Annotated in this window: 16 protein-coding genes; 2 read left to right on the top strand and 14 right to left on the bottom strand. The window is 65.9% G+C overall.

Going from position 1 to position 18,479, the window contains the following annotated elements; genetic code table 11:
• Positions 1 to 182: 182 nt before the first annotated feature.
• Both JW958_06230 and JW958_06225 read left to right on the top strand, forming a co-directional pair.
• Positions 183 to 596, top strand: coding sequence for a response regulator (locus JW958_06230; GenBank protein MBN1825846.1), 414 nt, complete (start codon positions 183 to 185; stop codon positions 594 to 596).
• Entirely contained in the window at positions 589 to 2,712 is a 2,124-nt protein-coding gene (locus JW958_06225) for a chemotaxis protein CheW (protein MBN1825845.1), read from the top strand. Before JW958_06230 ends, JW958_06225 begins: the two co-directional genes overlap by 8 nt.
• A 134-nt stretch (positions 2,713 to 2,846) precedes the next feature.
• Here JW958_06225 and JW958_06220 read toward each other — a convergent pair whose 3' ends face one another.
• From JW958_06220 to JW958_06155, 14 genes are all read right to left on the bottom strand, one after another.
• The gene (locus tag JW958_06220; GenBank protein ID MBN1825844.1) at positions 2,847 to 3,254 is read right to left on the bottom strand and encodes a response regulator; all 408 of its coding nucleotides are present in this window, start codon (positions 3,252 to 3,254) and stop codon (positions 2,847 to 2,849) included.
• Between the two features lie 72 nt (positions 3,255 to 3,326).
• Positions 3,327 to 5,048 carry an iron hydrogenase small subunit gene (locus tag JW958_06215; protein ID MBN1825843.1) on the bottom strand — a complete coding sequence of 574 codons (1,722 nt, stop codon included), beginning with the start codon at positions 5,046 to 5,048 and terminating at the stop codon, positions 3,327 to 3,329.
• Between the two features lie 15 nt (positions 5,049 to 5,063).
• A complete protein-coding gene (locus tag JW958_06210; GenBank protein MBN1825842.1) occupies positions 5,064 to 6,968 on the bottom strand; it encodes a 4Fe-4S binding protein in 1,905 nt (634 codons plus the stop codon).
• Entirely contained in the window at positions 6,965 to 7,444 is a 480-nt protein-coding gene (gene nuoE, locus JW958_06205; protein ID MBN1825841.1) for an NADH-quinone oxidoreductase subunit NuoE, read from the bottom strand. The genes JW958_06210 and nuoE overlap by 4 nt, the downstream gene beginning before the upstream one ends.
• On the bottom strand, positions 7,441 to 8,085 hold the full coding sequence (locus tag JW958_06200) for a redox-sensing transcriptional repressor Rex (protein ID MBN1825840.1): 645 nt from the start codon (positions 8,083 to 8,085) through the stop codon (positions 7,441 to 7,443). Before JW958_06200 ends, nuoE begins: the two co-directional genes overlap by 4 nt.
• A 384-nt stretch (positions 8,086 to 8,469) precedes the next feature.
• Complete coding sequence (locus JW958_06195) at positions 8,470 to 8,736, bottom strand: hypothetical protein (GenBank protein MBN1825839.1); 267 nt, start codon at positions 8,734 to 8,736, stop codon at positions 8,470 to 8,472.
• A gap of 2 nt (positions 8,737 to 8,738) precedes the next feature.
• On the bottom strand, positions 8,739 to 10,070 hold the full coding sequence (locus tag JW958_06190; protein ID MBN1825838.1) for a HAMP domain-containing histidine kinase: 1,332 nt from the start codon (positions 10,068 to 10,070) through the stop codon (positions 8,739 to 8,741).
• Positions 9,961 to 11,130 carry a [FeFe] hydrogenase H-cluster radical SAM maturase HydE gene (gene hydE / locus JW958_06185; protein MBN1825837.1) on the bottom strand — a complete coding sequence of 390 codons (1,170 nt, stop codon included), beginning with the start codon at positions 11,128 to 11,130 and terminating at the stop codon, positions 9,961 to 9,963. Before hydE ends, JW958_06190 begins: the two co-directional genes overlap by 110 nt.
• On the bottom strand, positions 11,127 to 12,389 hold the full coding sequence (hydF, locus tag JW958_06180) for a [FeFe] hydrogenase H-cluster maturation GTPase HydF (protein MBN1825836.1): 1,263 nt from the start codon (positions 12,387 to 12,389) through the stop codon (positions 11,127 to 11,129). Before hydF ends, hydE begins: the two co-directional genes overlap by 4 nt.
• A gap of 43 nt (positions 12,390 to 12,432) precedes the next feature.
• A complete protein-coding gene (hydG, locus tag JW958_06175) occupies positions 12,433 to 13,926 on the bottom strand; it encodes a [FeFe] hydrogenase H-cluster radical SAM maturase HydG (protein ID MBN1825835.1) in 1,494 nt (497 codons plus the stop codon).
• 158 nt (positions 13,927 to 14,084) lie between these two features.
• On the bottom strand, positions 14,085 to 15,986 hold the full coding sequence (locus tag JW958_06170; GenBank protein MBN1825834.1) for a cache domain-containing protein: 1,902 nt from the start codon (positions 15,984 to 15,986) through the stop codon (positions 14,085 to 14,087).
• A 146-nt stretch (positions 15,987 to 16,132) separates the two neighbouring features.
• On the bottom strand, positions 16,133 to 16,507 hold the full coding sequence (locus tag JW958_06165; protein ID MBN1825833.1) for a response regulator: 375 nt from the start codon (positions 16,505 to 16,507) through the stop codon (positions 16,133 to 16,135).
• The gene (locus JW958_06160) at positions 16,504 to 17,034 is read right to left on the bottom strand and encodes a hydrogenase maturation protease (protein MBN1825832.1); all 531 of its coding nucleotides are present in this window, start codon (positions 17,032 to 17,034) and stop codon (positions 16,504 to 16,506) included. Before JW958_06160 ends, JW958_06165 begins: the two co-directional genes overlap by 4 nt.
• Positions 17,035 to 18,477 (bottom strand): Ni/Fe hydrogenase subunit alpha, encoded by a 1,443-nt coding sequence (locus tag JW958_06155; protein ID MBN1825831.1) that lies wholly within the window; start codon positions 18,475 to 18,477, stop codon positions 17,035 to 17,037.
• Between the last annotated feature and the right edge of the window lie 2 nt (positions 18,478 to 18,479).

The following is an 18,479-nucleotide window of genomic DNA, read 5'->3' as shown; positions in this document are numbered from 1 at the left end:
CATGGCCCTCAACCGTGGGAACGAAGGGGCCGATAAGTTCCACAAGGACCGAAACGAGAGGATTTTTTCGTATTCATCTCGATCCGGGACGTTCCCCGGTATTGTCCGTGGTTTCTTCTCCTCCCGCGGGCCGGCTCCTATCGGGCGGCCGCGGCGGTGGAGGGACGGCGAGGGAGACCGACATGACCCCATCCGATCATTTACGCTCCATCCTCCCCGACGGGGCGCGGGCGTTGATCGTCGACGACTCGGCGGCGACGCGGCGGATCCTCCGCTCCCATCTGGAGTCGCTCGGTGTCCAGGTCGCGGAGGCGGCGGACGGAGGCGAGGCGTACCGGAAGCTGGAAGAGAAGATCGCCGAGACGGACCTGATCTTCTCGGACATCAGCATGCCCGTGTTGGACGGATTCGAGCTTTGCGAACGGCTGAGAGACGCGTCGTGGTACGACGGCACGCCCATCGTAATGGTATCCACGCAAAGCGACGCGGCCAGCGTCATCCGCGCCTTCAAACTGGGGGCGGACGACTACATTCCCAAGCCCTTCGAGAAAGACCTTCTCGCCCAGGTGATCGGGAGGGTGCTCTCCCATGACTGAAATCGCGCAGACCGAACGGCGCTCTGTGGACAGGATGCATGTCCGCATCGAGCATTTGGACAAACTGCTCTCCCTCGCCGGGGAGGTGATCATCACGAGCGCCAACCTGCAGGACCTGGAGCGCCGCGCCCAGGACAGCGCGGCGAAGCGCATACCGCTCCGGGGCGAGAGCCTGGATCTGATCAAAACGAGCAATGAGGCGTCCCGACGGATCAGTCAGGACCTGCACGACCTGGTGATGGCGATCCGCCTCGTGCGGATCGGCGACACATTCCGTCTCTTCCGGCGGCCGGTCCGCGATCTCTGCCGGTCCCTCGGCCGGGACGTGGAACTCCTCTTCGAGGGAGAGGAGACGCTGGTCGACAAGGCGCTCGCCGAAAGGCTGGTCGATCCCCTGCTGCACCTGCTCCGGAACGCGGTGGATCACGGGATCGAGTCGCCGTTGGAACGCACCCGTGCGGGGAAGCCGGCGCGTGGTCGCGTGACGGTGACCGCCCGGGATCATGAACACACGACGGAAATCACGGTGAGGGACGACGGGCGGGGGATCGATGAAGACGCGGTGCGGCGAGCCGCCGCGGAGGCGGGCGCGGCGGCCGGAAGCGGCGCCGACATGGTGCTCGATATTCTCTGCCGCCCCGGTTTTTCGATGGCGGATCGGGTGACTTCCACTTCCGGTCGTGGCGTGGGTCTCGACTTGGTCCGGGAAGTGGTGGGCGAGTTCGACGGCGATCTGCGCCTCGAGGGCGAGCCGGGCCGCGGAGCCCTTTTCCGCATGGTGATCCCCAAACTCCGAGCGGTGAACATCATCGACGCCCTCACCCTGCGCGCCGGCAGACGGCTCTACGCTCTCCCCATCGAGAGGGTCGTGGCGAGCCTCGGTATTCCTCCCGACGAGATTCGCACCGCCTTCGGGCGGGACCGATTCTTTACGTATCAGGGCGACGTGGTGGCCGTTCGGGATTTGGAGGAGCTTCTCGGCGCCGAACCGGTGGGCGTGGAGAAGGGGGAATACTCCCTGGTGGTCGTGCAGGGGAAGAGGCGGCGGCTGGCGTTGGTGATCAGCGAGTTCATGGGACCGCAGAAACTGGTTCACATGCCGCTGGATTCCTACATCCGTCGCGCCTCCGGCGTGGCGGGCACGGCGATCTTCACCGGCGGACGGCTCGGCCTCACGCTGGATATCGACGAGTTGATCGAGAGCGCGTTCGGCTCGACCTCTTCCGCCGTTTCGCGCGCCGGCCGCGCGAGAGACGCCGAAGGGGCGGTGGAGGAAGAGGCCGGGGAGCGTGCGGAGGAACAGATCGGCGGCGCGTCCGGATCGCGGGCGGCGACGGGCGGTTCCTCCGTCCACCTCCAGGAGGCGGATGCGGAGGAACTCGCCCGCGAGCTACGCCAGAACATGGGGGCGTTGCAGGACGCTCTGCTCAACATGGAATCGGAGCCGGACAAGGAGGATCATCTCAACGACGCGTTCCGTCGCCTGCACGCGGTGAAGGGAAACTTCACCATGCTCGAGTCGGATCCCGCCGCGGAAACGGCGCACCACCTGGAAACGGTGCTGGACTACCTCCGCGCCGGCCGGCTCGAATCCACTCAGGAGAGGATGGATCTTCTTTTGGACGGCGCCGGCTATCTGAGCCGCGCGCTGGAGGCGTTGCCGGGCCCGGCGCCGGAGCGCCCCGTGGAGCTTGCGCGCCGCTTGCGGGAAGAAGCGTCGGCGGAGGGCGCGCCCCGAAGGATCGCGAGCGCCGGCGATCTGATCGGCCGCGCCTTCGAACTCTCCCCCACCTTGGAGCTGCAAACACTCTGCGGGCTGAAACGGGGCGAGAGGATCCTGGAGAGCTACTTCGTCTTCCGGCCGGGGAGGCAGGCGGATTTCCTGGTCGCTTATCTGCTTCTCCGGCGGCTCGGCCTTCAGGGAAACGTGCTCGCCACGATCCCCTCGGTGGACGAGATCGAGCGCGGCGACTGCGGCTCCGCGGTGAAGGTTCTCTGGGCCACGCAGATGGAGGAGCCGGAGGTCGTGTCCTGGTTGGAGCGGCTTGCCGACCGGTACAATCTGACCGAGCACGGCTCGGTCGCCGCCACCGTCTTCCGCAACGCGGTGGAATAGAGGCTTGGAAGAATAAAGGCTCTTCGCGCAAAGGTACGAGTCGGGCGAAGAGGAAAAGAGGATCCCCCCCTCCCGCTCCGCGAGAGAGGGGATCTTTCTTTCGGCGTCCGAGCGAGAGATGCCCTTCTTTCTTCCTACTCTCCCCGCCGCAGAAGACGCGCCATCTCCCTCTCCAACTGCTCGAAACGGATCGGCTTGTCCAAGAGCACGTCCGCCTTGGTCCAGGAACGTTCCCGCTTCGTGTCGGTCTCGAACATCAGGCCCGTTTCGGCGGTCACGCCGGTGATCATGATCACCGGGATCGACGGGTCCTTCCTTTTGATCTTGTGGGCGAGCGTGAACCCGCTGTCGATATGCTCCATCATCAGGTCGATGATCGCCAGGTCCGGCCTTGTTTCGTCCAGGATCGCCTCCGCGTCGGGGACGCTCTCGGCGGTGAGCACCCGGAAGCCGGCCCCTTCCAGGCGCAGCTTCATGGTCTCCAGAAAATCGAGGTCGTCGTCGACGACCATGACGGTTCGGTTCGTTCCGATCTGTTCCATGCCGATCGACTCCTCAGACGGTCCTCTTCCCGGTCGCGGCCGCCTCCGCGCTGCGTTGCGCGGACCCCTTCCTCAAACGAGCGCCTCCCGCGCCGTGTACCTCGTGTGCAGGAGAACGTGACTCTTCTCTCCGAGCGGTTCGCCGAGAAACTCCTCGTACAGCTGCTTCACCGCCGGGTTCTCGTGGGCCGTCCGGATACGCCCCTGGCGGTCGATCCGGTAGAGCGCCTGCATCCGTGCGCGGATCGCCTTCGGGTCGGCGCCGATCGGCTGGCCTCCGCCGGCGATGCACCCGCCCGGGCAGGTCATGACCTCGATGAAGTGCAGATTCTTGCGTCCCGCGCGAATCTCCTCGAGTAAACGGCGGGCGTTGCCGAGACCGCTCACGACCGCCACGCCCGCCTCCAGGTCGCCCAGTTTCACTTTCGCTTCCTTTACTCCCGAAAGACCCCGGACCTCCTTCACTTTCAGATCCTTCAGATCGCGGCCGGTGACGAGAACATGCGCGGTTCGGATCGCCGCCTCCATCACGCCGCCGCTGGCTCCGAAGATCTTCCCGGCCGTGGAGCGGGTCCCGAAGGGAAGGTCGTCCGCGCTCGGCTCCAGACGGTCCAGGTGGAGTCCCCGGCTCCGGATCAGCTGAGCCAACTCCCGCGTGGTGAGGACCGCGTCGATGTCCGGCAGGCCGTTACGCGCCATCTCGGGGCGGACCGCCTCGAACTTCTTCGCGGTGCAGGGCATGATGGAAACGCTGTAGATCTTCGCCGGGTCGATCCCCTCCCGCTCCGCCCAGTGGTTCTTCAGAATCGCGCCGAGCATCTGTTGAGGGCTCTTGCAGGTGGAAAGGTTCGGGATAAAAGCGGGGTAGAACTTTTCCACGAAACTGATCCACCCGGGAGAGCAACTCGTCATCATCGGGAGAGGACCCCCCGAGGTGATGCGCTTCACCAGCTCCGACGCCTCTTCCATGATCGTGAGGTCCGCCGAGAAGGCGGTGTCGAACACGCGGTCGAAGCCGAGACGGCGGAGAGCGGCGGTCATCGCCCCCTGGGCGTCGATCCCCGGCTTGCTGCCGAAGAGTTCCGCCAGGGTGACCGAGATACTCGGCGCGTGCTGCGCCACCACGAAACGCTCCGGGTCCGCGAGGGCCGCCTCCACCGCCTTCAGGTCGGAATGCTCGGAGAGCGCGCCGGTCGGGCAGGCGAGGATGCACTGGCCGCAGTGGATGCAACTGGAAACATTGAGGCCTTCATTGAAAGCGGGGGCCACCCGGGTTCCGCTTCCCCGGCCGACGAAATCGATGGCGGAGACGGTCTGGATCTCCTCGCAGACGCGCACGCAGCGGCCGCAGAGGATGCACTTCGCCGGGTCCCGCGAGATGGAGGGACTCGAGATGTCTCTGTGGAAACGGTTCTTCTCCCCGAGGAAACGGCGGCCCCGCACGCCCAGTTCCTCGGCGAGGGACTGGAGGCGGCAGTTGCCGTTGGCGGAGCAGTAGAGGCAGTCGTCCGGGTGGTTGGAGAGGAGGAGCTCCACGATCGTCTTGCGGGCGCGCACGGCCCGCGGGGAATGGGTCCACGCCCGCATCCCCGCGTGGACCGGATAGGAGCAGCTCGGCGCCAGGTTCGCCTGGCCCTCCACCTCGACCACGCAGAGTCTGCAGGCGCCCGTGGGCGGCAGGCCCTCGACGTGGCAGAGAGTCGGGACCTCGATTCCCTCGCGGCGGAGAACCTCGAGGAGCATCTCCCCCGCCTCCGCCTCCACGGCCCGGTCGTTCACTTCGATGGTGATCATATCCGGCACCTCCGCCTATTCCGTGTAAACCGCGCCGAAGCGGCAGACGGTGAGACAGTTCCCGCAGCCGATGCATTTCTCTTCGACGATGTAGTGGGGACTCTTGGGCGCGCCCAGGATCGCCTCGACGGGGCATTTGCGCGCGCATGCGGTGCAACCGGTGCACTTGTCCGCGTCGATCTTATAGGTGAGAAGCTCCGTGCAGACGCCGGCGGGGCAGCGCCGCTCGTAGATGTGCGCCTCGTACTCGTCCCGGAACCAGCGGAGGGTGCTGAGCACCGGATTGGGCGCCGTCTGGCCGAGCCCGCAGAGAGCGGTCTCCCGGATCACCTCCGCCAGTTCCTCCAGGTTCACCACCCCCTGGAAGCGCTCCAGCCCCTCGTTCTCCTTTTCCGTTCTGCGGCTCCGCGTGATGCCGGTCAGAATCTCCAGCATCCGCCTCGTCCCCTCCCGGCAGGGGATGCACTTGCCGCAGCTCTCCCGCTGAATGAAGTCCATGAAGAACTTCGCCACGTCGACCATGCAGTTGTCCTCGTCCATCACGACGAGGCCGCCGGAACCCATCATCGCGCCGAGCGTTTTCAGGGTTTCGTAGTCCACCTTCACGTCCAGGTGCGGCTCGGGGATGCACCCGCCGGAGGGGCCGCCGATCTGGACCGCTTTGAAAGCCTTACCGTTCGGGACGCCGCCGCCGATCTCGAAGATCACCCTGCGGAGCGAGGTCCCCATCACCACCTCCACCAGCCCCGTGTTCCGCACCTTGCCGGAGAGGGCGAACACCTTGGTCCCCCGGCTGGTTTCCGTGCCGAGGGAGGCGAAAGCTTCCGCGCCTTCGGCCAGAATGAAGGGGACGTTGGCGAGGGTCTCCACGTTGTTGATGATCGTCGGCTTGCCGAAGAGCCCGCTCACGGCGGGAAATGGCGGGCGCGGACGCGGCATGCCTCGGCGCCCCTCGATGCTGTGGATCAGGGCGGTTTCCTCGCCGCAGACGAAGGCGCCGGCCCCTTGCTTGATGAGGATCTCCAGGTCGAATCCGCTGTCCTGGATGTTTTTCCCCAGGAAGCCTCTCTCCTTCGCCTGCCCGATGGCGACGCGGAGCCGTTCAATGGCCAAGGGGTACTCGGCCCGGATGTATACATAGGCTTTGGTCGCGCCGATCGCGTACGCGGCGATGGCGAGGCCCTCCACGAGGCGGTGCGGGTCCCCCTCGATCACCGCGCGGTCCATGAACGCCCCGGGGTCTCCCTCGTCGGCGTTGCAGATCATGTATTTCCGGTCCGCCGCCGCGCCGAGCGCGAATTTCCACTTCTTCCCCGTCGGGAAGCCTCCGCCGCCGCGCCCCCGGAGCCCGCTCTTCTCCACCTCTTCGCAAACCTCGGCCGGTGTTTTCTCGTGGATGACCAGGGATAGCGCTTCGTAGCCTCCCCGCGCGATGTACTCGTCGAGCCGGGACGGATCGATGAGGCCGCAGTTCTTCAGGACCAGCCGGGTCTGGGGGGCGAAGAAGGGGTGCTCATCCATCGAGGGCACGCCGGGCCAGGGCGTGAGCCCGGCGGCGGGGAACTGGAAGAGCGCCTTCTCCGAGGGAGGCTCCCCCCCGAAGACCCGGTCGAGTATCGGTTGCACGTCCTCTTCGCCCACACGGGCGAAACAGAGACGGTTCCTTCCGGGGAGCTGCGCGTCCAACATCGGTTCGAGGGCGCAGAGCCCGATGCAACCGACCTGAACGATTTCGGCGTCGATCTTCCTCTCTTCCAGGTATCGACGGGCCGCCTCCAGCGTACGCGCCGCGCCGGCGCCGAGGCCGCAGGTGCCGGTGCCGATGAAGAGGACAGGCCGGGTGACCGTCTCGCGCCGGAGGAGCGCCGCCTTTTCCGCGCCGAGCGGGGCGGCGCCGCGCGTTCCTTGGATCGTCTTCATCGCCCCTCCGCCTCGTCGCGGCAGGACGCGAGGATCTTGCCGATCGACTCGGCCGTCACGCCGCCGTGAAATTCCCCGTTGATGCTCACCACGGGCGCCAGCCCGCACGCGCCGAGACAGGCGACCACCTCCAGGCTGAAACGGCCGTCCCGGGTCGTCTGGCCCGGCTCGATCTTCAACCGCCGTTTCACCGCTTCCAGCACGGCGAGGGATCCCTTCACGTGGCACGCGGTCCCCCGGCAGACCTGGACATGCCAGCGACCGAGAGGCTCGAAACGGAACTGGTTGTAGAAGGTGGCCACCCCGTAGATCTTGCTCGCCGGGAGATCGAGGTGGCGGCCGATCTCCGTCACCGCCTCCCGGGAGAGGAAACCGTTCTTCTCCTGCACTTCCTGCAGGATCGGAATCAAAGCGTCCCGCCGCGCGCCGGGATGGCGGTCGAGGACCTCACGCAACGATGCGGAAGAGCTGTTCATGCGCCCCTCTCGAGTTCGCCCTTTCGCGCGAAATAGGCGACCTTTTCCAAGGACATGCTGATGTCCACGTTCTCCACGTAGATCCCCACCGGGACTTGCAGGCGGACCCTCGTGAAATTCAGAAGGCTGCGGACGCCCGCCGAGACGAGGCGGTCGGCCGTTTCCTGGGCCGAGCCGCTCGGCACGGTGAGGACGGCCACGCGGATCGACTGTTCCTCGATTACGCGCGACAAATCGTCCAAGGGATGCGTTCGCGTGCCTCCGATGACGCGACCCACCTTGTCCGGGTCCGTATCGAAGGCGGCGGAGATCTCCAGATTGGCTCGGAGTCCGCGGAAGTAGTCCAGTAGGGCCCGACCCAGGTTTCCCACGCCGACCAACGCCACGTTTCTCTTCTCATGCTGGTCGAGCATGTCGCCGATGGCGTGCCGGAGCGCGCCCACGTCGTAGCCCCGGTTGGGGCTTCCCGCGTATCCGATGATCATCAGGTCCCTTCGAACGAGAACCGCGGTCTGCCCCGCCAGGCCGGCCAGATCGTGGGAGAAGACGCGGGATTTCCCCTCCGCGTCCATCTCCTCCAGAATGCGCCTGTAAAGGCAGAGACGTCCGATCGCTTTGTGGGAGATACCGGGGCTTTTCATTTTTCTAAACCTCCCCTAAAACGTTAGGTAGGTAACAACGTTACCAATATAACGAAGTATACCACTTATCGTCAGGCGGTCAAGAAAAAGAGAGAAAAATCGACTTCAGGCGGGTTGTGAAAAGTAATGTCTATGATATTGTAAATTGGTTAGATAGGGAATGGGGTAACCAAGCACCCCCTCCTTTGTCGCATTTTCTTGGCGCCTATTTCGTCTCGGACTGGGGGGGGAACGATCGCCCTCGTCTCAATCACGTGGAAAGAAAAGCTCTTCTCTAGGAAGAGCCCCACGCTTTCCAGACTGTGCGATTCCTAGGTGATGCTCTGGTCCTGCCGCAGGATCCGCCGCCGGCGCGCCCTCTCGGGGTCTTCCGGTATGAGGCGCTCAGTCTTGGTGATCGAACTCCATCCGCTTCACCTCCACCCCCTCCAGGCCGGCGAGCTTCGCGGCGAGGGCGTCGCACGCCCCGTCGTCCCCCACCACCTCGAGGAGAAGCACCCCGCCGGGCGAACAATGGGTTTCCCCCGCGTCGTGAAGGCCGAGCCGCGTGCGGATGTTGCAGCCGTGCTCCGTGAGAATCGACTGCACGCGGATGGCGTCCTTGGCCCTGTCGGTGACGTGAACGCCGATGATCCGGTGTTTCCTCTTCATACCTAATCCTCTTTTCCCTTTTCATCCGGGCCTTCCCGTTCCGCCGGGAGGGGTTGGGGAATCTCGAATCGGAACTCCGCCCACTCCCCCTCGAGGGAGTCCGCGTCGATCCGGCCGCCGTGCAACCGGACGATGCGCCAGGACGTGTAGAGCCCGACGCCCGTCCCTTTCTGCTTCATCAGTTCGGGGGTCCGGATCCGTGAGAAACGCCGGAATAGCTTGGGCCTCTCCTTCTCGGGGAAGCCGGGCCCTTCGTTCCACACCGCGAAGACGAGGCGGTTCGCCGGCCGCTCCACCGTGATCCGCACCGCGCCTCCCTCCCGGCCGTACTTGACCGCGTTCCCCACGAGGTTGACCGCCACGATCTTCAGCAGGTTCGGGTCGCACTCGGCCCGCACCGGGCCGTCGCCGTAGCGGCGCTCCAGTGTCATCCCCTTCTCCCGGAGAGGCGCTTCGGCGATCGCACAGGCCGCCTCCGCCACGTCGGCGATCACGTCCACGTCCGGAAGGGGCCGCATCCGCAGCTCTCCCCCCTCGATCCGCGAGAGATCGAGATACTCGCCCACCAGGGAAAGGAGGTACTCCGCCTTGGAACTCATCCGTCGGATCTTTTCCTTCTGCTCCGGCGATAGGTCGCCGACACCTCCCTCGCCGAGCACCGCCGCGTCCATCACCATCGAGGCGAGAGGACTTTTCAGCTCGTGGCTGACGAAACCGAGCATCTCCAGATAAGCCCGGTTCGCCCGGTCGAGCTGCTCGATCCGGTAGGTCTTCTCCACCGCTTGGGAGAGTCGCTCGGCGACGGCGAGGTGAAGGCGCGCCTGACGGTCGTCGTATGCGTCGCTCGTGCGGCTGCTCCGAAAGAGAACGCCCACGATCCTGTCGTCCACCCGGAGGGGGCAGGTCATGTTGGAGCGCACTCCCTCCCGAAGGAGGAGCCGGCTGGAACGGGATTCCGGGCGCTTCTCGCGGTAGCGCTCCAGATCTCCGATGATCCGGATCGCCCCACGCCGGATCACCGCTTCCAGGGAACCGCCGGCCATTTCCTCGGTGTATCCCTTTTTCAGAAGGAGAGGTTCGTAGGAGGCGCGGTTGACGTGGGAAGAGAGTCGCGCCCCCTCCTCCTCGAGAAAGGCGACGCCGATCCTGTCGCAGGGGCTGAGGGATCGCGTGGAGGTGAAGAGAAAATCGATCAGGCTTTCGAGCGATTCGGCGGCGGCGATCTTACGATTGATCCGGTCGAGGATCTCCCTCTCCGCCGGGGAAAAATCCTCCAGGCGAACGGGCCCCGGTTCCATCTCGATGTAGCGTACGTTCGGCCGATCCCGGTCCATCGATCTTCTCCGTCGGTTTCCTTCGGATTCGGTCCCCGCGGCCGGCGCCGATCCGACGGCCCAGGGAAAGGACGATGCTTCGCGCCTCAGAATGAATTCTCTCGTCCGATTCGTCAACCTTCGCCTTGGACGGATAGATCGAGTAGAGGCGCCTGTACGGGAGCGGCGTCACGTTCGGCATGAAGACGTTCGCGCCGCGGCGGAGGGCGTCGGCCCTCTCCCCCGCTCCCAGTGCCGCGAGGGCGGTCGTGCTCGGGATGTTCGCCTCGGGACAGAGGAGACGCGCAAGGGCGATCGTTTTGCAGGCGGTGACCGGGTCGTTCCGGACGGGCTCCGCGGCGGGCGCCGGCCCCTCCCCCCGGCCGAGGGGTGTGTCGGGGTGGGGATGGAAAGGCCCCACGCCGATCATGTCCAGATCCAGTTCGCGGAAGAGGAGGAGGTCGTCGGCGAGGCTTTCCACGCTCTGCCCGGGGAGACCGATCAACACGCCGCTCCCGACTTCGTATCCCAGATCGCGGAGCGCGCCGAGTAGGGCGATCCGGTCGGAGCGGCGACCCCGCGGCGCGGGGTGGACCCTTTCGTAGAGGGAGCGATCCGAAGTCTCGAACCGGAGAAGGTAGCGGTCCGCGCCCGCGCGCCGCCAGGCGGCCAGATCCTCCAACGGCCTCTCGCCGATGGAGAGCGTCACCGCCCCCGCCGTCTCTTCTTTAATCCGTCGCACCGCCCGGGCGAGGGAGGGGCCGGTGATCGCCGGGTCGTCGCCGGATTGGATCACCACCGTACCGTAGCCGAGTTCTCCGGCGCGGCGCGCCGAGGCGACGGTTTCCTTCTCCTCCATTCGGTATCGGGGGAGCGACGCGTTGCCGGCCCGGATCCCGCAGTAGAGGCAGTCGAGACGGCAATGATTGGAGATCTCCAAAAGCCCCCGGAGATGAATCTCGTCCCCCACCGCCTCGCGGCGCACGCGGTCCGCTTCTCTCCAGAGTTCCTCGAGACGAATCGGGTCTTCCTCCCGCAGCCATCGGAGGAGATCGACCCGGGAGAGCGAACCGCCGCTCACGACGCCGCCGCTCCGCCGGCGCCCCGCTCCCTCTCCAGCACGGCGAGCGCCTCGGGGAAGGGACGGAGCGCCCTTTCGAAAAGACCGAGCGTGTGGGCGATGATCAGCCCGTAGTTGGTGACCGGCACGCCGGAGAGGCGACAGCGGAGAATGCGGGAGAGCATCGCCCGGCGATTGAACATGCAGGCGCCGCAGTGGATCACCAGACGGTAGGGGGAGAGATCGCCTGGGAAGTCGCGCCCCTGGACGGTGTCGTATCGGAGGGCTCCCCCCACCCTTTCGTTCAGCCATCGGGGGATCTTGACGCGACCGATGTCGTCCTCGATGGGGTGGTGGGAGCACGCCTCGGCGATGAGCACGCGGTCGCCGGGACGGAGACGCTCCGCCGCGAGCGCCCCTTCCACCTGGGTGGGAAGATCCCCTTTCATTCGGGAATAAAGTATGGAGAAGCCGGTCATGGGGATCGATTCGGGGGTGGCCTCGGCGACGCGGCGGAAGGCCTGCGAGTCGGTGACCACCAGGTCGGGCGGCTCGGCGAGCCGCTCCAGAGCCCGCGGGAGGTCCGTGTCCTTGGCGATCACGCACTGGGCGTCGTGATCGAGCAGATCCCGGATCGTCTGCACCTGCGGCAGGATCAGCCTCCCACGGGGCGCCTCCTTGTCGACGGGAATCACGAGGAGCGCGAGGCCGCCCGGACCGACCAGGTCGCCGGCGATGACCGGATTCTCGATCCAGTCTTCGGGGGCGCTCTCCAGGAGCGCCTGCCGGAAGGCGTCGATCCCCTCGCCGAGGGGCGCGGCGATCTCCACCATGCGGACCCCCCGGCGCCCCAGCGACGCCGCCGTCTCTCGGTCGGCCGGGCGAAGGTCCGTCTTGTTCGCCGCCACCAGCACCGGAGTGCCCAACTCCTCGAACTCCGCGAGGAGCTTTTCTTCGAAGGGACCCCAGGCGCCGGCGTCCGTGACGATCACACCCAGATCGGTTCGGTCGAGCACGCGGCGCGTCTTCTCCACCCGGAGCGCGCCGAGCGCCCCCTCGTCGTCCAGGCCGGCCGTGTCGATAAAGAGGACCGGGCCGAGGGGGAGCAGCTCCATCGGCTTTTCCACCGGGTCGGTGGTGGTGCCGGCGAAATCGGAGACGATGGAGACGCTCTGCCTCGTGATCGCGTTCAGAAGGCTCGACTTGCCCGTGTTCCTCCTGCCGAAGATCCCGATGTGAAGACGGAATCCCCGAAAGTCCTTTCCTCTGCCGCGGGCCATGATGCCGACCGTCCTCGATCCGCGCGGATCGTCTTGAAGTGGTTCAGAAATAAAGGTCCCGCTCGCCGTCGCGGATTCTCCCGTCGTATTCGAGGAGCGGTCCGAGATACTCGGGCATGCGCCGGCGCACCTCTTCCGTCTCCCGCTCGATCAGCGCTTCGCCGGCGCGCCGCGTTTCCCCGCCGGCGAAATCGAGGAGCCATTCCCGGAAGGTGAGGATGGCGTTCAGCTTGCAAAAGCGCCCCTCCTTCCCGCTCCGGAGGAGATCCATGATCCGTTTCCCCGTTCGCCCGCACCGATATCCGGCGGTGCAGAAACTGGTGATGATCCCCGCATCCGCCAGCTCACGGATCACCTCCTCCAGGGTGCGCCCGTCGTTCAGGTGAAACTGCTGCCTGTCCTCCTCCTCCACGTCGGGCCGTTCGCTGTAGGCGCCGAGACCGATCCGGGATTGGGCGTCGATTTGGGTGATTCCGAGCGGAATCAGTTCCCGGCGGATCCTCGCCGGCTCGCGGGCGGTCAGGATCATGCCCGCGTGGGGGACGGCGAGCCGGAGGACCGTCACCAGACGCCGGAAGTCGGCGTCCGCCGTCTCTTTCCGCTCCGAGAGGGGAAGCGCCGAGTTCTGCGCCGGCTCGAGGCGGGGGAAGGAGATCGTGTGCGGCCCGACGCCGAAGCGTGTTTCCAGTTCGCGCGCGTGCGCCACCAGGCCGAGCGTTTCGAAGCGCCAGTCCGCCAGGCCGAAGAGCGCGCCGATCCCCACGTCGTCCACGCCGGCGTCCAGCGCCCTGTGCATGCAGGTGAGGCGCCACGCGAAATCATGCTTGATCGTCCCGGCGGGATGCACCCGCCGGTAGACCTCGCGGTCGTAGGTCTCCTGAAAGACCTGATACGTGCCGATTCCCGTCTCGCGCAGCCTCTCGAGGTCCTCGACCGGGAGGGGCGCGGCGTTCACATTGGCCCGGCGGATTCGCCCCTCGCCTCCCCCCGGCGCGGCGGCGCGGACGGCGTAGATCGTCTCCAGCGTTTCCGCGATGTAGCCGGTGTCCGTCTCCGGGTGTTCGCCGTAGACCACGATCAGCCGTTTGTGACCGATCCGTCCGGCCAGCTCCTCCACCTCGCGGATCAGACGTTCCCGGGAGAGAACCCCGCGCTTCATCGCCGCGTTGCCGCGGCGAAACCCGCAGTAGAGGCAATCGTTCACGCATCGGGTGCCGAGGTAGAGCGGCGCGAAAACGACGATCCGGTTGTCGTACACCTTCCGCTTCACGCGGGCCGCCGCGTCCTCCATCTCGGCGACCGCCTCCGGGTCGCGCGCCCGGAGGAGCGCCGCCGTCTCCTCGATACCGAGCGTCTCCACGGCGAGGGAACGGTCCAGGATGTCGCGCAGGCGGGCGCGGTCCGGCTCGTCGCGCCTCGCCAGGGCGGCGCGTATCGCGTCGTCGTCGATGAAGTCCCGGCCGCCGTCCAGATAGCGATGAACCTGTTCCGGGCGGATCCGCTTCTCGACGAATTCTTTTATGGATAATCGATTCATGGCATTTCACCGAGGGGCGCGCCGCGCCCTCTTCGGAACTCCGCCGGGGGAAGCGTTCGCGTGCGCGGGGGGACGGAAAATTCGAGGCGCCGACGCCGCCGGACAAAAAAAGGATACGCCCCTTCGCGCGCGCCGTCCATCCCGGGAGGGCTCTGCTCCTAGCCGACGGGGAAGCGAAGGCAGAAGCGGGCCCACTCCCCTTCCTTCGATTCGGCCCATACCTCTCCCCTGTGCAGTTGGAGAACCTCCTTGCACAGGTAGAGGCCGAGGCCGCTCCCGCGCCGGCCGCGGGTGGCGTCGTTCCTGAGGCGGGTGAAGCGCCGGAAGAGGGTCTTCCCTTCCTCCTCGGTGAATCCGCTCCCCTCGTTCCACACGCAGACGGTCACCCGTTCCTCCTCGACGCGCACTTCCAGCCGCGCCTTCCCCCCCTCGCGGCCGTACTTGGCCGCGTTGGAGAGGAAGTTGCCGAGGGCGATCTTCATCAGTTCCGGATCGGCGACGACGGGGAGCGTGTCGGGACAGTCCGTCTCCAAGGCGACGTTTCGGGAGAGGAACATGGAATCGCTCATCTCGATGCAGGGGAGGACCACCTCCTCGCGAAAGTCGATGCGCGCCTTGTTCAGCGTCATCTCCCCCCGGTCGGCGCGGGACATGTCGAGATAATTCTTCACCATATCCTGCAGCTCTTCGCAGTTCCGCTTGATCCGAACGAGGGAGTGGCGCGCCTTTTCCGGGATCTCCCCCACGAGGCCGCCCACGAGCGTGTCGATCATCATCTGCATGTTGGCCAGCGGGCTTTTCAGCTCGTGGGTGACGAAGCCGAGGGTCTTCATGTAATTCCGGTTCGCTCTTTGCAGTTCCTCGGTGGTTTGCGAGAGGGAACGATTCTGCTCCCGCAGCCACTGGTCCCTCTTCCGTATCGCGTCCTGCATGCGACGGAACACGTCGGACAGGTCGGCGATTTCCGAGAAGGTCTTGTCCCGGGGGATTTCCTCCTCCCAATCCCCCTGCCGGATTCGTTCCGCGTTCGCCTTGAGGAGACCGAGGGGACGCGTGATCCGTCGGACCACCAGGGAGGTGACGATCAGGCCGAGTGCGAAAACCAGAACCACCGGCGCGAGAAAGCGGGCCACCAGCGACGACCGGATCTCGTTGTAGGGCTCTTCCAGAAGTCCCACGTAGAGCATGCCGATGATCCGCCCGTCCGGGTCGTGGAGCGGTTCGTAGCCGGAGAGATACCAGGAATCGACCACCCAGGCGCGGGCGCGCCAGCGGCGGTTCCCCTCCAGCACTTCCCGGCGCACCTCGTCGGAGACCTCGGTGCCGACGGCGCGACGGCCGGCGTGGTCCTGCACGTTGGTGGCGACGCGGACCCCGTCCAGGAAGACCGTGACCGTGCCGAGCGGTTTCCCCTTGAAGCGATCGGAGCCGAACACGATGCTCCGCAGGCTGTCCACCAGCGCATAGTTGTGGTTGAGCGCGCGGCCGCCGTAGGCGAGGGCGATCACCCGCCCCTCGTCGTCCGCTATGGGGACGGCGAACCACTGGAAGAGCGCCGATTCCGTGCCGCCTCCCGCCCGCCCTCCGGCGGAGGCGACCGCCTGCAGGTTGCGCAGCGCGGCCCCCCCCTCGATCCGGAGCCGTTCCGGGTCGAGGAGGACCGTTCCCCATGTCGCCCGTCCGGAAAGGGCCCGCCGCAGGATCGGGTCTTCGTTCACCGGGACGGAGGCGCTCCGGTCCGGATAGGCGCCGGCGATCGGCTTCCCCTCGGGATCGCACAGGTTGAGAACGGCGAATTCCAGATCCTTCCGGGTTTCGCGGAGAGTCTCTCCCGGGTTCGCGGGATCGAGAGCGGTCACTCGTGCGAGAAGCTGCTGCGCCGTGCTTTGGAGGGATTGGTCATAAAGGGCGAACACCAGATCCAGGTCGTGGTTCACACGGTCCTGAGCCTCGCGGAAGACGGTGCGGCTGATGCTGACGGTGCCGATCAAGCCGAGAATCGCCGGAGAGACTGCGGCGAGAAGAATGGTGCCGGTGATCAGCGCCTTGCGAATCGTCATAACGGATCTCACGCCCCGCGTTTTCCCCGCGTACCGGCACAGTTTCGCCTCCGGGCAAGGCTAAAGTCAACGGCCTCTTCGCGAGGGGCGAGGAAACGCCCCCGCCCCCGGGGGGGCGAGGGCGTTGTTGATTTCTCCGAATCCTCTCAGCCGAGTTTGGTCTTCAGGATCTTAAGGAGCTTTTCCTTGGCGACCGGTTTCTGCAGCACGCCCTCGAGGCCGAGGGCTTCGTAATCGGTGGAAATGCTCAGGTTGTCGCCGACGGAGCTGAGCATGTAGATCGGGGCTTTGTTCCCCAGGACGCGCATATCCTTGACGAAACCGGTGCCCGCGTCCACTTCCTCCATCATCAGGTCCACGATGATCAGGTCGGGGTGGATCTCCTTGTAGACCCGAAGGCCCTGCTCGGCGCTATCCGCACCCGCGAAAACATACCCCTCCGCTTCCAGCACGAGCTGCAGAAAGGAGAGAACGTCCGGATCGTCGTCAATGCAGAGAATCACGTGCTTACCGTCTTTCATCGGTCATCCTCGCTCTCGGTTCCGGTTCGGAGGCGGGAGTGGTCCCACCCCTCGGGTCGAATCTCCTCGATGGCCCCCCGCCGGAGCGCCTCTTCCAGGTGCTTCGCGGCGGCGGCGAGGTTGGCCTCGGCCCTTTCCGACAGACCCTCTCCGAACCCGTTGAACTCGTATCCGCGGATCCCGAGGAGGAACGCCTCCGGCTCGGCGCCGAAGAGGTCCCTGGCCAGGGCGAGAATCGCGCGGGGGTCGACGCTATGCGAGCTGAAGGAGACGCCGCTCCCCGCCGGTTCGATCCGCTTGAGCCAAAACGGTTCGGGGCCTCCCGTGTCGGCGTCGGCGAAGACGACGGTGTGATGCCGGGCCGCCTCCGCCGCGTCCTCCACGTTGAGCTGGTAGTCGGCATCCACGTTCACGCCGGGAATGTCGAGCTTCTCGATTTCCCGAGCCAACGCGGGGCCCAGCCCGTCGTCCAGCCTGCCCGGGTTTCCGTACCCGATCAGGAGGACGTCCCCGGTCTCGTTCTCCATCTACGCGGTCTTCTTCCGGTCCACCACCTTCCCCTCCGCGTCGCGAAGCACCACTTCCAAGGGCATCTTGCCGAGGGCGTGGGTCGCGCAGGAGAGGCAGGGATCGTAGGCCCGGATCGCCACTTCGATATGGTTCAGCAGCCCTTCGGTGATCTCCGGCACGCCGGAAATGTGGTCCTCCGCCACCTTTCGGACCGCCCGGTTCATGGGCTCGTTGTTGTTGGTCGTCGAGACGATCAGGTTCGCCATGGTGACCTGGTCGTCCTCGTTGACCCGGTAGTGGTGGAACAACGTTCCCCGCGGCGCTTCGAGAATCGCCGCCGCCTCGGGACGCCTCTTCCCCTTCGCCACCAGATCGGTCCCCTGCAGGTCCTTGTCGTGGAGAAGCTCTTGGATCTTCTCCCCCGCGTGCAGAAGCTCGATCATGCGGGTCCAATGGTAGGCCATGGTGATGTTGTTCGGCTTCCCGTTCGTGACCGCCATGAACTCCTTGCGGGCCGCTTCCGCCTCCGGCGTGTCGATGAAATCGCAGGCGTTGACGCGCGCGAGCGGGCCGACCCGGTACCAGCCGTCCTCGGGTCCGATGGACTTGATGAAGGGGAACTTCATGTACGACCAGTCCCTGACCTCCTCGGCGATGTACTGCAGGTAGTCCTGCGGGTCCATGCCGTCGAAGATGATATTTCCTTGGGCGTCGATCGCCCGGAGGACGCCGTCGTACAGGTCCATGCAGCCGTCTTCGCGGACCAGGGAGACGTGGTTCGAGTCGAAGCTGCCGAAGGGGGCCAGCTTCTCCAGGTTCTCCACGGTGTAGTCCTTGGCCACCTTCACCGCGCCGCGGCACCACTCGAGCATCTGGTCGATGTCCGCGAGGAATTCGTCGCGCTCGGCGATGGTGAGGTTCTTGTTGATGCCGCCGGGGATGGCGCCGGTGCCGTGGATCTTCTTCCCCGCCGTGGCCCGGATCACTTCCTGGCCGTACTTCCGCATCATCACGCCCTGAACCGCCAGCTCCGGATACTCGGCGGCGACGCCGATCACGTTCCTCTTCGCCACCGGCGCGTCGAAACCGAAGAGCAGGTCCGGCGACGCGAGGTGGAAGAAGTGGAGCGCGTGGGACTGGAAGGTTTGGCCGTAATGCATCAGGCGACGCATTTTTTCGCCCGTGGGGGTCAGCTTGTCCACGCCGACGATCTTGTCCATCGCCTTGGCGGCGCAGAGATGGTGGCTGACCGGGCAGATCCCGCACAGCCGCTGCACAAGGACCGGCACTTCCCAGAAGGGCCGTCCCTGCACGAAGCGCTCGAAACCGCGGAACTCGACGATGTGCAGCCGCGCCTGATTGACCTTGTTGTTTTCGTCCAGATAGATCGAGACTTTTCCGTGACCCTCCACACGGGTCACCGGCTCGATGATCACGCGTTTTTTATATCCGCCAGCCATGA

The organism is Candidatus Eisenbacteria bacterium, from assembly GCA_016930695.1.
Lineage (GTDB): Bacteria > Orphanbacterota > Orphanbacteria > Orphanbacterales > Orphanbacteraceae > JAFGGD01.
The sequence above is the reverse complement of the archived record's forward strand: the minus strand, read 5'-3'. Positions and strand labels throughout refer to the sequence as shown.

Coding starts and splice junctions, on each gene's coding strand:
- JW958_06225 (MBN1825845.1), top strand. CDS start 589: ATGACTGAAATCGCGCAGACCGAACGGCGCTCTGTGGACAGGATGCAT.
- JW958_06195 (MBN1825839.1), bottom strand. CDS start 8,736: ATGAAGAGGAAACACCGGATCATCGGCGTTCACGTCACCGACAGGGCC.
- hydG (MBN1825835.1), bottom strand. CDS start 13,926: ATGAATCGATTATCCATAAAAGAATTCGTCGAGAAGCGGATCCGCCCG.
- JW958_06200 (MBN1825840.1), bottom strand. CDS start 8,085: ATGAAAAGCCCCGGTATCTCCCACAAAGCGATCGGACGTCTCTGCCTT.
- hydF (MBN1825836.1), bottom strand. CDS start 12,389: ATGGCCCGCGGCAGAGGAAAGGACTTTCGGGGATTCCGTCTTCACATC.
- JW958_06155 (MBN1825831.1), bottom strand. CDS start 18,477: ATGGCTGGCGGATATAAAAAACGCGTGATCATCGAGCCGGTGACCCGT.
- JW958_06160 (MBN1825832.1), bottom strand. CDS start 17,034: ATGGAGAACGAGACCGGGGACGTCCTCCTGATCGGGTACGGAAACCCG.
- JW958_06210 (MBN1825842.1), bottom strand. CDS start 6,968: ATGAAGACGATCCAAGGAACGCGCGGCGCCGCCCCGCTCGGCGCGGAA.
- JW958_06230 (MBN1825846.1), top strand. CDS start 183: ATGACCCCATCCGATCATTTACGCTCCATCCTCCCCGACGGGGCGCGG.
- JW958_06190 (MBN1825838.1), bottom strand. CDS start 10,070: ATGGACCGGGATCGGCCGAACGTACGCTACATCGAGATGGAACCGGGG.
- JW958_06215 (MBN1825843.1), bottom strand. CDS start 5,048: ATGATCACCATCGAAGTGAACGACCGGGCCGTGGAGGCGGAGGCGGGG.
- JW958_06165 (MBN1825833.1), bottom strand. CDS start 16,507: ATGAAAGACGGTAAGCACGTGATTCTCTGCATTGACGACGATCCGGAC.
- nuoE (MBN1825841.1), bottom strand. CDS start 7,444: ATGAACAGCTCTTCCGCATCGTTGCGTGAGGTCCTCGACCGCCATCCC.
- JW958_06170 (MBN1825834.1), bottom strand. CDS start 15,986: ATGACGATTCGCAAGGCGCTGATCACCGGCACCATTCTTCTCGCCGCA.
- JW958_06220 (MBN1825844.1), bottom strand. CDS start 3,254: ATGGAACAGATCGGAACGAACCGAACCGTCATGGTCGTCGACGACGAC.